Below are 12,875 nucleotides of genomic sequence, written 5' to 3' on the forward strand. Positions count from 1 at the left end.
CAAAGCCGCCCCCTTGCCCTTAAGGGACGGCTCCAGTCGGCCGCGAGCTTGCCAAAATCACATTGAGGGTGCAACGCCGGATCAGCCCGAAAAGGCCGATCTTGGCAGGTATTTAGGACCAAGCGCTGAGAACTCAGATGCCGGTTTGGAGCAATTCCTAGAAGTGGCTGTAGGACAGCCGCGTCAAAAGCAGATCCTGGCCCTGCCCGTCCAGGAAGCGCAGCGGCTTCTGCCCCTCCGTGATGGTACCGATTGCAGTCACGGCAACGCCGAGGGACTGCCCCGCGGCAATCAGCGTCTCGCATTGTGCCGGCGGAACGGTGCAGAGCACCTCGTAGTCGTCGCCCCCGGCAAGCAGCGTCTCGACAGACGCGACGTTGCGGGCGCGAAGGCCGGCTGCCGCGGCCGAGAGTGGCAGGCTCGTCACGTCGACCGAAGCCGCGACCCCGGAGGCGGCACAGAGCTTGGTCAGATCGCCGGCGAGGCCGTCGGAGACGTCCATCGCCGCGGTGGCATGATCGCGCAGGGCCGGCGCCAGCACGTTGCGTGGCTGCGGCACCCGATAGCGCGAGACCAGAAAATCCCGTGCCGCGGGATCGGAGGTCAGCGCGCTGGCGGCAGCCCCGCCTTTGAGCACGTCGAGGCCGAGCGCGGCATCGCCGATCGTGCCCGTGACCAGGACGCGGTCGCCCGGCCTTGCGCCGGTGCGGCCGATCATCCGCCCCTGAGGCACACGGCCGAAGGCGGTGATCGAGATCATCTGCGGGCCCGGCGTCGACACCGTGTCGCCACCGAGCAGAGGACAAGCGAAGGTCTTCGCATCCTCGCCCAGCGCGTCCGCAAAGGGACGCAGCCAGGCATCCTCCTTGCTGCGCAGCGCCAGCGTCAGCACGAAGCCTGCCGGCGTCGCTCCTTTCGCCGCGAGATCGGACAGGTTCACCCGCAGCGCCTTGCGCGCGATGTTGTCAGGCGGATCGCCGGCAAGATAATGCACGCCCTCCACCACCGCGTCGGTGGTGACGACGATGTCCTCGCCGGACGAGGACAGCACCGCCGCGTCGTCGACCAACCCGAACGCGCCGGGATCGGTCGCCAGCGGTTTGAAATAGCGCGCGATGAGGGAGTCTTCGCCGGAGGGATTTTGTGTGGTTTCCATCGGCGTCAGCCCCATCCACCGCTGTCATCGCCCGGCTTGACCGGGCGATCCAGTATTCGAGAGACAGTCGTGTTAGCCCGATAGGCCGCGGCGTACTGGATCACCCGCCTTCGCGGGTGATGACGACGGAGAATGGGGCAGTCGTCTCGCATCACTTCACCGCCCTCGCGGGAAACTACCCCCGCCCGAACTCGTCGCCGCGAAACTGCCGGCCGATCTGGTCGAGCACGGCGTTGACCATGCCGGTCTCCTCGCGGTCGACGAAAGCATTGGCGACGTCGACATATTCGGAGACCACCACCCGGCCCGGCACGTCCTTGCGATGCTGGAGCTCATAGGCTCCTGCCCGCAGCACTGCCCGCAGGATCGCCTCGATCCGCTTGAGCGGCCAGCCCTTCGACAGCGCCTCGTCGATCAGAGGATCGAGCTTCTTCTGGTCGCGGACGACGCCGGAGACGACGTCGCGGAAAAAGGCGGCTTCCGCCGGCAGATACGTCTCGCCCTCGACCTCGTTGCCGAGCCAATGGCTTTCGAATTCGGCAAAGATGTCGTTGATGCCCGCACCGGCGATGTCCATCTGGTACAGTGCCTGCACGGCTGCGAGCCGTGCCGCACCGCGCCGGTTCGCCTTCTTCTCGACAACGCCGGTCGGCTTCTTGGTGTTATCGGCCATGGCTTCAGGCCCGCGCCAGGCGGCGTTTAATGCGCAGCATCGCAAGCGCGGCGCGCGCGGCATCGCCGCCCTTGTTGAGCTCGCTGGCACGCGCCCGCGCCCAGGCCTGCGCCTCGGTGTTGACGGTGAGGATGCCGTTGCCGAGCGGCAGCTTCCGCGCCACGGCGAGGTCCATCAGCGCGCGCGAGGATTCCTGCGAGACGATCTCGAAATGAATGGTGTCGCCGCGGATCACGCAGCCGAGCGCGATCACCGCATCATAGGGCCTGCCGTTCGCCGCCGCGGCATCGACCGCGATGGCGACTGCCGCGGGGATCTCCAGCGCACCGGGAACCGTAATGACGTCGTGGGTCAGGCCGGCCGCCTTCAGCTCGGCCACCGCGCCGTCCAGCAGCGCATCCTGGAGATCGTCATAGAACCGCGCCTCGACAATCAGCGCGCGCGCGCCGGAAATGTCGGTCTGGTCCTTCAGGGGTGCGCGCCGCGCGTCTGCCATCGTTCAATCCGTTTCGAAAGGGGTCGGCGCTATGTAGTCGCCGGAAGCAGGTAAGCCAAGTTCTAAGAGACCGTCATTTCCGTCAGCCGCGCCGCGTAGCGGGCCATCAGGTCGACCTCGATATTAACCTCATCCCCGGCCTTCCAGCTGCCGATCGTCGTGACATCGAGCGTGTGCGGAATGATCAGCACCGAAAAGGTCACGTCTGCAACCGTATTGATCGTCAGCGAGACGCCGTCGAGCGTGATCGAGCCCTTGGTGGCGATGAACCGTGCCAGCTCCCGCGTCGTCGAGAGCACGAACCGCGCCATATCCGGCAAGTCCTCCCGGCTGACGATGGTTGCAATGCCATCGGCGTGGCCGGCGACGATATGGCCGCCGAGCTCATCGCCGATCTTCAGCGCGCGCTCGAGGTTGAGCCTGGTGCCGACCTTCCAGTGCTTGGCCGTCGTCAGCGCCAGCGTCTCGGCCGCGGTGTCAACGTCGAACCAGGTCCTTTGCTTGGAGTCCCTGCCATCCGCAACGCCCGAGGCAACCACGGTCAGGCACACACCGTTGCAGGCGATCGAGGCGCCGTCCGCAATCGTGCTCTGATCGTAGCGGCAGGCGATCCGCAGCCGGTGCAGCTGCCCCGGCGCCGTTGGCGTGAAGCTGACGATCTCGCCGATATCGGTGACAATGCCGGTGAACATTACGCGCGCTCGTAGATGGTGAGGTTATCCTTGCCGCAGGTCTCGCTAGCATGAACCTTGTAGGCCGGCGACTGCGTGATTTTCGACAGGGGCAATGCATCGAGCGCATCGACGCCGCCTTCGCCGACCGCTTCCGCTCCGCGGAACAGCCAGACCTCGTCGACGAGATCGGCCGCGACGAACGATGCCGCAACGCGGCTGCCGCCCTCGACCATCAGCCGTGTGATGCCCTTGTCCGCCAGCGCATGCAGCACGGCCGAAAGATCGAGCCCGGATGCACTCCCCGGAGGCATGCGCATGATTTGCGCACCGGCCGCGCCAAGGCGCGTCGCGGCGGCCGCTTCCGCAAGCTCAGACGCGATCACCCAAAGCGGCGTCTCGCGCGCGGACCGAACCAGCTGGCTCGATGCGGGAATGCGCAGGCTCCGGTCGAGCACCACACGCACCGGCGAGCGCGCCGCCATGCCCGGCAGGCGGCAGTTGAGCTGCGGATCATCCGCCAGCACCGTGCCGATGCCGACCAGGATGGCATCGCTTTGCGCGCGGAGCAGATGCACGCGGTTGCGTGCCGCCTCCCCCGTGATCGCAAGGGGCTTGCCGCCGGCCGCACCGATCTTGCCGTCAGGCGAGACCGCGAGCTTCAGGATCACATGAGGACGCTGGTCCCGGATGCGGCGGAAATGGCCGGCATGGTCGAACGCGGCCTCCGCCGCGCACAGACCGACGTCCACATTGATGCCGGCGGCGCGCAGGCGCGCATGGCCCTGGCCCGCAACTTCCGGATTGGGGTCCTCGATCGCCGCCACCACGCGCTTGATGCCGGCAGCGATCACAGCATCGGCGCAAGGCGGCGACTTGCCGAAATGAGAGCACGGCTCCAGCGTGACGTAGAGCGTGGCGCCCCGCGCTGCTTCGCCCGCCCGCCGCAACGCCTCGGGCTCACCGTGCGGACGTCCGCCTGCTTGCGTCCAGCCGCGGCCGACGATGACGCCGTCCTTGACGATGACGGCGCCCACGGCCGGATTGGGCCAGGTCCGGCCCTGCCCGCGCCGACCGAGCGCAAGCGCCAGCTCCATGAAACGGCGATCAGCATCCTTGGCCTCGCGGGCCTTCTGCGCGAACTGGTCTTCCAGGATGCGGAAGATCATTTGCGGATCGCGGCGAGCCGCGCTTCCTCCTCGCCGGAGAGCTCGCCGAGCACGTCGGCGAAATCCTTGGCCTCGCGGAAATTGCGGTAGACCGAGGCAAAGCGCACATAGGCGACGTCGTCGAGCGTGCGCAGATGCTCCATCACGGTCTCGCCGATCACCTCCGAGGAGATCTCGGCCTCGCCTCCGGTCTCGAGCTCGCGCACGATGGTGGAGACCATCTTCTCGACGCGCTCCGGCTCGACCTGCCGCTTGCGAAGTGAGATCTGCACCGAGCGCATCAGCTTGTCGCGATCGAACGGCACGCGGCGGCCGTTGCGTTTGATCACCGTGAGCTCGCGCAGCTGTACGCGCTCGAAGGTGGTGAAGCGGAAATTGCAGGCGACGCACACGCGCCGCCTGCGGATCACGGACGAGTCCTCGGTCGGACGCGAGTCCTTTACCTGCGTATCGAGACTGTTGCAGTTCGGGCAGCGCATCCGTGTGACCTTTATTTTCGCATGATCTCTTCGGAAAACCGGTACCCACTTTTCCGGATCATGCGGCGCCTTACTGGTAGATCGGGAACCGGTCGGTGAGCGCCTTGACCCGTTCCTTGATCGCAGCCTCCACCAGCGGCGCCTTGCCGTCGGAGGATTGCGCGATCGCATTGAGGACCTCGGCGATCATGCCGCCGACCTGCTGGAATTCGGCCACGCCGAAGCCGCGGCTGGTCGCAGCCGGCGTGCCGAGCCGAATGCCTGAGGTCACAAAGGGCGATTCCGGGTCGAACGGAATGCCGTTCTTGTTGCAGGTGATGGCGGCGCGAACCAGCGCCTTCTCCGAGACGTTGCCCTTCAGGCCCTTCGGCCGGAGATCGACCAGCATCAGATGATTGTCGGTGCCGCCGGAGACGATATCGAGACCATGGCCCTTCAACGTCTCGGCCAAGGCCTTGGCGTTCTCGACGATGTTCTTGGCGTAGACCTTGAAATCCGGACGCAGCGCCTCGCCGAAGGCGACCGCCTTGGCTGCAATCACGTGCATCAAAGGACCGCCCTGCAGGCCCGGGAAGATCGCCGAGTTGAGCTTCTTGGTCAGCGTCTCGTCATTCCACAGCATCAGGCCGCCGCGCGGACCACGCAGCGACTTGTGCGTCGTGGTGGTGGTGACGTGCGCATACGGCACCGGGGAAGCATGCACGCCGCCGGCGACGAGCCCAGCGAAATGCGCCATGTCGACCAGCAGGTAAGCGCCGACGCTGTCGGCGATCTCGCGGAAACGCTTGAAGTCCCAGGCGCGCGAATAGGCCGAGCCGCCGGCGATGATCAGCTTCGGCTTGACGTCTTCGGCCTGCTTGGCCACCGCATCCATGTCGATGATCTGGTCCTCGCGGCGCACGGTGTAGTGCGCGGCCTTGAACCACTTGCCGCTCATGTTCACGGGCGAGCCATGGGTGAGATGGCCGCCGGCGGCGAGATCCAGGCCCATGAAGGTGTCGCCCGGCTGCAGCAGCGCCAGGAACACCGCCTGGTTCATTTGGCTGCCGGAGTTCGGCTGCACGTTGGCAAAACTGGCGCCGAACAGCTTCTTGGCACGATCGATCGCAAGGTTCTCGGCGACGTCGACCCACTCACAACCGCCGTAATAGCGCGCGCCCGGATAACCTTCCGCGTATTTGTTGGTCATGACCGAACCCTGCGCTTCCAGCACGGCCCGGCTGACGATGTTCTCGGAGGCGATCAGCTCGACCTCGTGGCGCTGCCGACCGAGCTCACCCTTGATGGCGGCAGCGATTTCCGGATCGGCCTGCTCGAGCGAGGCGGTGAAAAACGAATCGGGCGCGGAGGCGGACTTGGGTGCGGTCATCTTGCGAATATCTCCACCGCCGCAGCCTTTTGGCGGGCTACGGGCGGGTCTGGTGTGGCGGTCGGAAGCACGCGCGATCTACCACATCGGCCGACCGCGGCCAAGCATTTGCGGGTCGGGCCTGATATTTATGCAAGATATGGTGGGATTGGAGGTTTTCAGCCCGGGAGCGGTCTTGCGAGATCCGCTCCCCGTCAATATCCGGGTGGGGCCGCTTTGGGCCTTATTTCTTGCCAGCTGCCGCCGGGGCAGCCGGCGTCGTTTTACAGCCCGGTATACCCCGCCTTCACGGGGTCGACGCTGCCGTCGAGCTGGCGCAGATAGGTCAGGCCGCAGACCGTCAACCTATGGGTGTCGGTCTCGCCGGCTTCCATCAGGATGTTGAGGTAGTTCGTGACCTTTTCACGCGCCTCGGCGCTGGCCGCCGCGGTGCGGTTGGCGAGCAGGTCGTAGGTCTGCATGATGCGGTCGATGGCAGCTTCCATGGCATCCTCTGGTTGGTCGGGATCTTGGGGGTTTTGATCAGGCAACCGCTCTGGCCTCGGTCTGCGCCTGGAACCGGGCGATCGCCCTGTTGGCCAGCCTGATCTTGTTGAATTCGCCCTGCTGGAGCAGCTTGACGATCAGGTGAAGCAGGCGGTCGTCGGTGACGAGAGTGTCCGGGATTGCGCCGGAGCGGCGAAGGTAGTTCGCGGCGATGGCGTAGGCCTCGCTGACGAGTTCCACGTTCATCACCCGAAGCCCGCGCTCGACCAGCATCGCCGTTTCTCCGATCCGAAGAAGATAAGCGCCGAGCCCGGAACTGGTTCCTGGCTGCCGGGGGGATTTTTTCGCAGGTGCAAAAAAATATCAACGCACCGGTCCGGGGCAACTCCGGACCAGCGCGCTTGGGGAAGTCAGGCACGTTCGGGAGGGCTGCCGGTCTTGTTGCGGGCCGGCTTCGCCCAGATCCCTTTAGAACTCAGAGGCGATAGAGGATCTGGTCGGTCCAGAACCGCTCCAGGCGGTGCAGCGACTTGTTGAGGGTCGCAAACTCGTCGCCGGAGATGCCGCCGACCTGCTCCACCGTCTTGACGTGCTTCTGGTAGAGCGCATCGACGATGCGGCGGACTTCCTGGCCCTGCGGGGTCAGGCGGATGCGCACCGAGCGGCGATCGACGCGCGAGCGCTGATGATCGAGGAAGCCGAGCTCGACGAGCTTCTTCAGATTGTAGGAGACGTTGGAGCCGAGATAGTAACCGCGCGTGCGCAATTCGCCCGCGGTCAGCTCCTTGTCGCCGATGTTGTAGAGCAAGAGCGCCTGGACCGAGTTGATGTCCGCGCGGCCGCGGCGATCGAATTCGTCCTTGATCACGTCGAGGAGCCGGCGATGCAGCCGCTCCACCAGAGTCAAAGCTTCCAGATAGAGCGACTGCACCGAACCCTGCTGGCCGGAGACGCGCTCTGCGGTATCTGCCGCAGTTGCGACGGCTTTCATCATGACACTTCCCCTGTTGTCGTTTTTATCGACACTTATTCGACGAAACTTGTGTCCCGTCTGATAGGTGCAACTTAAGAGGGGCGTTTGAAGATCGGCTTAAATAAGAGAATAAAGAGATCATGAATTTAAGACAGTGAATTGCGCATTAAGCCTGTGCCACAAGTACTTTTTGAAAGCCTCTGTTGACCTTCGCAAGGTCCTGTTCACCCTCCGTCCGCCGCTGTTGTCGCATTCCAGAACAGCCCCGCCCCGTTTCGAAACGCACGCGTAAGAGCTGTGGCGGAACCGGCTGGTCAATGAAAACTTACCGCGAATTTTAGGCAACCAGCGGTCAACCAAACGCAACATTCTCCTGTCCCGGACAAGCGCAGCAAGCGGCGCGCAGACCCGGGATCCCAGAAGCCAAAAGCGAGATATCGGAAAGATGGGCCCCGGCTCTGCAACGCATCACGCCGCAAACTTCGGCGTGCTGCATTGCGTCCGGGGCACGAGAGCGTGAGCGTGAATCTCTGCGCGCTACGGCGGCCGCTCGCGCGCGGCCATCCAGGCGAGCGCAAGATAAGCGGCAAGCATGAAGACCTCGACGCCGACCACGACGAGGCTGCCGCCGTAGATTCCCGGGAACATCAGCTCGATCACGGCCATCGACACCACGGTCGTCAGCCACACCACCGCGCCCCAGGGCGTCGCCAGCCAGAGGCCGACGGCGGCGACGAGCTCGATCACCGCGAAGTAGACCGTCGCGGCCTGCCAGGCCATCGACTGGTTCTCGAACGCCTCGTCCTCGCCGCCGACGAAGCCCGTGACCTGCGCCCAGTGATAGAGGCCTTTCAGGATCGAGAGCAGCGCCATCACCCGCAGGAACAGCACCAGCCGTCGGGTCCAGACATTGTCGTCGGACTCCGAGCGCTCCGAGGAGATCGCCGCCACTGAGAGCGCGCTCTCTCGGGCAGTGTCACGGGCAGCGTCCCTGGCATTGGCGCCGCCTTGGGCCGCATCGCGGGTGGAGATCTCGGACATGGCCCCTTCTGGCTGCTTCGGCCCGCAAAATCAATCGGCTGCCCAAGTCAGGTTCAGATCTGCCTTGCGGCAGGTCAAGCCGCGGTGACGGGAACCATGCGAGCTGGTATAAGAATAATTCCAGCCGGAGGAAGAGTGATGGCGATCAAATACGGACGTCCGATCGAATTGCGCGACGTTTCGCGCCGGGACAGCACGGCAGTGCCGCATGCCCTCGATCTGACCGTCCGTCCGCGCCGCAACCGCAAGGCCGAGTGGGCCCGGCGCATGGTGCGCGAGAACGTCCTCACCACCGACGACCTGATCTGGCCGCTGTTCCTGATCGACGGCACCAACAAGCGCGAGCAGGTCGCCTCGATGCCCGGCGTCGACCGCCTCAGCGTCGACCAGGCCGTGCGCGAGGCCGAGCGCGCGATGAAGCTGACCATCCCCTGCATCGCGCTGTTTCCCTACACCGATCCGTCCCTGCGCGACGAGGAAGGCTCGGAAGCCACCAACCCGAACAACCTGGTCTGCCAGGCCGTGCGCGCGATCAAGAAGGAGTTTCCGGAGATCGGTATCCTCTGCGACGTCGCGCTCGATCCCTTCACCAGCCACGGCCATGACGGCCTGATCTCCGACGGCAAGATCCTGAATGACGAGACGGTCGCCGTGCTGGTGCGTCAGGCGTTGGTGCAGGCCGAAGCCGGCTGCGACATCATCGCGCCCTCCGACATGATGGACGGCCGCGTCGCCGCGATCCGCGAGGGGCTGGACCGCGCCGGCCTGCTCGACGTGCAGATCATGGCCTATGCCGCGAAATACGCCTCCGCCTTCTATGGCCCGTTCCGCGACGCCATCGGCTCGGCCAAGACGCTCACCGGCGACAAGCGCACCTATCAGATGGATAGCGCCAACACCGATGAAGCGCTGCGCGAGGTCGAGCTCGACATCGCCGAGGGCGCCGACATGGTGATGGTGAAGCCCGGCATGCCCTATCTCGACGTGGTCCGCCGCGTGAAGGACACGTTTGCGATGCCGACCTTCGCCTATCAGGTCTCCGGCGAATACGCGATGATCGCCGCAGCCGCGAACAACGGCTGGCTCGACGGCGACCGTGCCATGATGGAAAGCCTGCTCGCCTTCAAACGCGCCGGCGCCGACGGTGTGCTGAGCTATTTTGCGCCGAAGGCGGCGGAGAAGCTGCGGGGCCAGACGTAAGCTGTCGTAGGGTGGGCCAAGCGAAGCGGGCCCACCGATTCATCCATCGTGTAAGTCGGCGGGCAATGGTGGGCACGGCGCAAGCGCGCCTTGGCCCACCCTAGAGGACCGCCCGATCCACCGCCCCCGAATCGCCGGAATATTTCGGCTTGCTGCCGCCCGCGCGCCCTTGGCACGGGCATGGCCTGTTCCCATGTCCTGCGGGGGGGGCTTCGCTGGGAGAACGGTCCATGTCGTACAACTCGGGCAATTCAGGAGGCTGGCGCGATGACGGCGCCATGCAACCGCATGCCTACGACCCTGACCTGCATCCGGAACTGTTCCGGGGCGTCGCGACGCGGCGGGTGTTCGCCTTCCTGATCGACATGGTCGTGATCTCGGTGCCGGTGATCCTCGGCTACATCTTCATCGCCTTGTTCGGCGTGGTCACCCTCGGCATCGGCTGGGCGCTGTTCTGGATCGCCTGGCCGGCCTCCGTGATCTGGGCTATCGTCTATTACGGCGCCAGCATCGGCGGTGCGTCCTCCGCCACGGTCGGCATGCGCCTGATGGACCTGGAGCTGCGCACCTGGTACGGCGCGCCCGGCTACTTCGTGCTCGGCGCCACCCATGCCGTGCTGTTCTGGGTGACGGTCTCGTTCCTGTCGCCGTTCGTGGTGCTGGTCGGCCTGTTCAACGGCCGCCGTCGCCTGCTGCACGATTTCGTGCTGGGAACGGTCGTGATCAACAATTCGGTTCGCATACCCACTCCGCAGGCGGCGCGGACGTGGTGAGCTAATCGATTGACCGGGGGCTTTTGGAGCGCGATGCTGATGCCTGTTTCGGAGGCCCACGACGTCCCTTGACCCAGCACTCGCGCGACACCCCCCAGTTTTACCTCACGGCGCCCTCACCCTGCCCGTATTTGCCGGGCCGACATGAGCGCAAGGTGTTCACGCATCTGGTCGGGGACCGCGCCGGTGACCTCAACGACCTGCTCACCCATGGCGGTTTCCGCCGCAGCCAGTCGATCGCCTACCGTCCCGCCTGCGACCAGTGCCGGGCCTGCGTCTCGGTCCGGGTCATCGCCAACGAGTTCCGCCCCTCGCGCAACTTCCGCAAGGTGATGGCCCGCAACGCCGACATCATCGGCGAGCAGCGCAGCGCGGTGCCGACCTCCGAGCAATATTCGGTGTTCCGCGCCTATCTCGACGCCCGCCACCGCCACGGCGGGATGGCCGACATGACCGTGCTCGACTACGCCATGATGGTCGAGGACAGCCACGTCGAGACCCGCATCATCGAATACCGCAAGCGCGGCCCCGACAGCGGCATCACCGGCCGCGGCGAGGAGCTGATCGCAGTGGCGCTCACCGACGTTCTCAGCGACGGCCTGTCGATGGTCTATTCGTTCTTCGAGCCTGGCCAGGTCAGCCGCTCGATGGGCACCTTCATGATCCTCGACCATATCGCCCGTGCGCGACGGCAAGGGCTGCCTTACGTCTATCTCGGCTACTGGATCGAAGGCTCCAAGAAGATGGACTACAAGGCCCGCTTCCTGCCGCAGCAGCGCCTCGCCCCCTCAGGCTGGCTGCGCATCGACGCGCAGGGCGACACGGCGTCCGAGCCGCAGGATTAGTGAATGGCGAGTAGCGAATAGGAGAACGCCCCCACTCGCTACTCGCCATTCGCCACTCACCCAAAGAACGTATCTGCCAGCAACTTCAGATTCAAAATCACGATGATGCCCGCGACGATCCAGGCGACCGCGGCAACCGACATCGGGATCGCGAACTTGCCCATCTTGCGCCGATCCGAGACGAAGCGCACCAGCGGGATCACCGCGAAAGGCAGCTGCATCGACAGCACGACCTGGCTGAACACAAGCAAATCCGCGGTGCCGCGCTCACCGTAGATCGCGGTGACGATGATCACGGGAATGATGGCGATGCCGCGGGTCAAGAGGCGGCGCGCCCAGCTCGGCAGGCGCAGGTCGAGAAAGCCCTCCATCACGATCTGGCCAGCGAGCGTCGCGGTGACCGTCGAATTGAGGCCCGAGGCGAGCAGCGCCACCGCGAACAGCGTCGAGGCGATGCCGAGGCCGAGCAGCGGCGACAGCAGTTCGAACGCCTGCTCAATCCCGGCCACGTCGGAGTGGCCGCTCTTGTGGAAGGTCGCAGCAGCGACGACAAGGATCGCGGCGTTGATGAACAGCGCCAGCATCAGCGCGATGGTCGAGTCCGTCGTCGCCCATTTGATCGCTTCGCGCCGGCCGGTGTCGTTGCGTTCATAAGCGCGCGTCTGCACGATCGAGGAGTGCAGGTAGAGATTGTGCGGCATCACGGTGGCGCCGATGATGCCGATCGCGATGTAGAGCATGTCGGAATTGGTGAAGATCTCGCTCTTGGGCACGAAGCCCCGCAAGACCTCTGCCACCGGCGGAGCCGCCGCCGCGATCTGCACCGCGAAGCAAACGGCGATCACCACCAGCAGCGCGATGACGAAAGCCTCCAGGAAGCGGAAGCCCCGGTTCATCAGCAGCAGCAGCAGGAAGGCGTCGAGGGCTGCAATCAATGCGCCGCCAATCAGGGGAATGCCGAACAGCAGCTTCAGCGCGATCGCCGTGCCGATCACCTCGGCGAGATCGCAGGCGATGATGGCCGCCTCGCAGGCGAGCCAGAGCAGGAAGTTCACCACCCGGGGATAGGAGGCGCGGCAGGCCTGCGCGAGATCGCGGTCGGTGACGATGCCGAGCCGAGCCGCCAGCGACTGGAGCAGGATCGCCATCAAGTTCGAGATCAGGATGACGGAGAGCAGCGTGTAGCCGAACTTCGACCCGCCGGCGAGATCGGTCGCCCAATTGCCGGGGTCCATATAGCCGACCGAGACGAGGTAGCCCGGCCCCACGAAGGCCAGCAACCGCCGCCACCACCGGCCGGCGGCCGGAATGGCGACTGTGGAATTGACCTCAGCGAGGCTCTTGGTGATGGGGGCGTCGGCGCGCCAGCCGGCGAGGTCGGGAGTCATGTGGGGTGATCGGGCATCCATATCGGCAGAATACCCAAGTTCATTCTTATTGCAACTCATTTGCAACTGCATCTAGCGGCGGGCATTCCCGCCGCCGACCGCGGAGATCGCCTCTTGTCGGGAAGCGGGTGGGTTTGGTGATCGTCGGGAGCGAAC

15 protein-coding genes are annotated in these 12,875 nt (G+C 65.2%); 3 read left to right on the forward strand and 12 right to left on the reverse strand.

The features are described from left to right. Positions 1 to 157: 157 nt before the first annotated feature. From thiL to I6F16_RS21980, 11 genes are all read right to left on the reverse strand, one after another. The gene (gene thiL, locus I6F16_RS21930) at positions 158 to 1,156 is read right to left on the reverse strand and encodes a thiamine-phosphate kinase (protein WP_036010463.1); all 999 of its coding nucleotides are present in this window, start codon (positions 1,154 to 1,156) and stop codon (positions 158 to 160) included. 175 nt (positions 1,157 to 1,331) lie between these two features. Beyond that, entirely contained in the window at positions 1,332 to 1,829 is a 498-nt protein-coding gene (nusB, locus tag I6F16_RS21935; RefSeq protein WP_036010453.1) for a transcription antitermination factor NusB, read from the reverse strand. 4 nt (positions 1,830 to 1,833) lie between these two features. After that, positions 1,834 to 2,325, reverse strand: a complete 492-nt coding sequence (gene ribH / locus I6F16_RS21940; protein ID WP_036010456.1) for a 6,7-dimethyl-8-ribityllumazine synthase — start codon at positions 2,323 to 2,325, stop codon at positions 1,834 to 1,836. Positions 2,326 to 2,387: 62 nt separating this feature from the next. Continuing rightward, the gene (locus I6F16_RS21945) at positions 2,388 to 3,017 is read right to left on the reverse strand and encodes a riboflavin synthase (protein ID WP_057029743.1); all 630 of its coding nucleotides are present in this window, start codon (positions 3,015 to 3,017) and stop codon (positions 2,388 to 2,390) included. Beyond that, entirely contained in the window at positions 3,017 to 4,165 is a 1,149-nt protein-coding gene (ribD, locus tag I6F16_RS21950) for a bifunctional diaminohydroxyphosphoribosylaminopyrimidine deaminase/5-amino-6-(5-phosphoribosylamino)uracil reductase RibD (protein ID WP_036010471.1), read from the reverse strand. The genes I6F16_RS21945 and ribD overlap by 1 nt, the downstream gene beginning before the upstream one ends. After that, complete coding sequence (gene nrdR, locus I6F16_RS21955; protein WP_011087793.1) at positions 4,162 to 4,644, reverse strand: transcriptional regulator NrdR; 483 nt, start codon at positions 4,642 to 4,644, stop codon at positions 4,162 to 4,164. Before nrdR ends, ribD begins: the two co-directional genes overlap by 4 nt. Before the next feature lie 70 nt (positions 4,645 to 4,714). Then, positions 4,715 to 6,013 carry a serine hydroxymethyltransferase gene (glyA, locus tag I6F16_RS21960; protein WP_225113063.1) on the reverse strand — a complete coding sequence of 433 codons (1,299 nt, stop codon included), beginning with the start codon at positions 6,011 to 6,013 and terminating at the stop codon, positions 4,715 to 4,717. 263 nt (positions 6,014 to 6,276) lie between these two features. Then, the gene (locus I6F16_RS21965) at positions 6,277 to 6,498 is read right to left on the reverse strand and encodes a hypothetical protein (RefSeq protein ID WP_025036694.1); all 222 of its coding nucleotides are present in this window, start codon (positions 6,496 to 6,498) and stop codon (positions 6,277 to 6,279) included. 37 nt (positions 6,499 to 6,535) lie between these two features. After that, positions 6,536 to 6,772, reverse strand: coding sequence for a hypothetical protein (locus I6F16_RS21970; RefSeq protein ID WP_036010478.1), 237 nt, complete (start codon positions 6,770 to 6,772; stop codon positions 6,536 to 6,538). Between the two features lie 202 nt (positions 6,773 to 6,974). Further along, the gene (locus I6F16_RS21975) at positions 6,975 to 7,493 is read right to left on the reverse strand and encodes a MarR family winged helix-turn-helix transcriptional regulator (RefSeq protein ID WP_025036696.1); all 519 of its coding nucleotides are present in this window, start codon (positions 7,491 to 7,493) and stop codon (positions 6,975 to 6,977) included. Between the two features lie 516 nt (positions 7,494 to 8,009). Continuing rightward, positions 8,010 to 8,513 carry a DUF6163 family protein gene (locus I6F16_RS21980; protein ID WP_025036697.1) on the reverse strand — a complete coding sequence of 168 codons (504 nt, stop codon included), beginning with the start codon at positions 8,511 to 8,513 and terminating at the stop codon, positions 8,010 to 8,012. 138 nt (positions 8,514 to 8,651) lie between these two features. On the opposite strand from I6F16_RS21980, the gene hemB reads away from it, so the two are divergent. The 3 genes from hemB (at position 8,652) to I6F16_RS21995 (ending at position 11,331) form a co-directional block, all read left to right on the forward strand. After that, the gene (gene hemB / locus I6F16_RS21985) at positions 8,652 to 9,713 is read left to right on the forward strand and encodes a porphobilinogen synthase (RefSeq protein WP_036025484.1); all 1,062 of its coding nucleotides are present in this window, start codon (positions 8,652 to 8,654) and stop codon (positions 9,711 to 9,713) included. Between the two features lie 230 nt (positions 9,714 to 9,943). After that, positions 9,944 to 10,486, forward strand: a complete 543-nt coding sequence (locus I6F16_RS21990) for an RDD family protein (protein ID WP_074448003.1) — start codon at positions 9,944 to 9,946, stop codon at positions 10,484 to 10,486. A gap of 68 nt (positions 10,487 to 10,554) precedes the next feature. Further along, complete coding sequence (locus I6F16_RS21995; RefSeq protein ID WP_036014979.1) at positions 10,555 to 11,331, forward strand: arginyltransferase; 777 nt, start codon at positions 10,555 to 10,557, stop codon at positions 11,329 to 11,331. A gap of 56 nt (positions 11,332 to 11,387) precedes the next feature. Here I6F16_RS21995 and I6F16_RS22000 read toward each other — a convergent pair whose 3' ends face one another. Further along, positions 11,388 to 12,740 (reverse strand): Nramp family divalent metal transporter, encoded by a 1,353-nt coding sequence (locus tag I6F16_RS22000; RefSeq protein ID WP_225113061.1) that lies wholly within the window; start codon positions 12,738 to 12,740, stop codon positions 11,388 to 11,390. Positions 12,741 to 12,875 lie beyond the last annotated feature (135 nt).

This window comes from Bradyrhizobium sp. IC4060 (assembly GCF_020193715.1).
GTDB classification, from domain to species: Bacteria; Pseudomonadota; Alphaproteobacteria; order Rhizobiales; family Xanthobacteraceae; genus Bradyrhizobium; species Bradyrhizobium yuanmingense.